Here is a 645-nt window from a genome sequence, read left to right on the forward strand (position 1 = left end):
GTCCTAGTCGCGAGGCAATTGACTGACGAGGATCCGCATCACGGTCACTCGCCTGGGCAGTTCAATGAGAAACTCTTCGTCACGCGGCAGGTGGTGGATCTTGTGCGGGTCGCCGCCGGTGAAGCTCGCCATGGCTTCGACGTCTGGCCAGTACGAGATGGTCACGAACTCCGTTTCTTCTTCGCGATCTTCGCGAAACAATTGCAAGCCAAGTGCCTTCTCCTGAAGCGGCGGAATGCCTTCGCGGCGTAGATAGAGCTCGTAGGCGTCTGCCAGATCACGGCGTGTCCTTCCCCGCCAGATCCGGGCAATTGTGGCGTTGTCGGTCATGAAGTGCTCCTCTGTGCGGGCGATTAATGCAGGACCCCACCGAGAAACCGTCGCACAAGCGGCAGGGCGACCTCGAAATGGGTCTCCAGCAGCCAGTGTCCGGCGTCGTTCAGCAAATGCAGCTCGGCCTCGGGGAGATCGCGCAGATAGGCGCGCGCTGCCGGCTCAGGCATGTATTCGTCCTTCGGTCCCCAAAGGATCATTGCCGGCGGCCGCTGCTTGCGCAGGTATCCCTGGTAACGAGGGAACCAGTCGAGATTAGCCTTGAGCTTCTCCATCAGTCCGACTGAAATCGCACGGCGCACAGGCGTATCC

2 protein-coding genes are annotated in these 645 nt (G+C 60.5%); both read right to left on the reverse strand.

The features are described 5' to 3' along the window. Window positions 1-3 precede the first annotated feature (3 nt). A complete protein-coding gene (locus EOA85_RS36705) occupies window positions 4-330 on the reverse strand; it encodes a hypothetical protein (RefSeq protein WP_065007780.1) in 327 nt (108 codons plus the stop codon). 23 nt (window positions 331-353) lie between these two features. Further along, window positions 354-645 (reverse strand): alpha/beta hydrolase (locus tag EOA85_RS36710; RefSeq protein WP_245486411.1); only part of this gene is annotated, 292 nt, incomplete at its 5' end.

It is taken from the genome of Mesorhizobium sp. M5C.F.Ca.IN.020.29.1.1, assembly GCF_003997375.1.
Taxonomy (GTDB): Bacteria; Pseudomonadota; Alphaproteobacteria; order Rhizobiales; family Rhizobiaceae; genus Mesorhizobium; species Mesorhizobium wenxiniae.

Excerpts from the sequence above, each read along its gene's own strand:
- EOA85_RS36705 (WP_065007780.1), bottom strand. The coding sequence starts at position 330 with ATGACCGACAACGCCACAATTGCCCGGATCTGGCGGGGAAGGACACGC.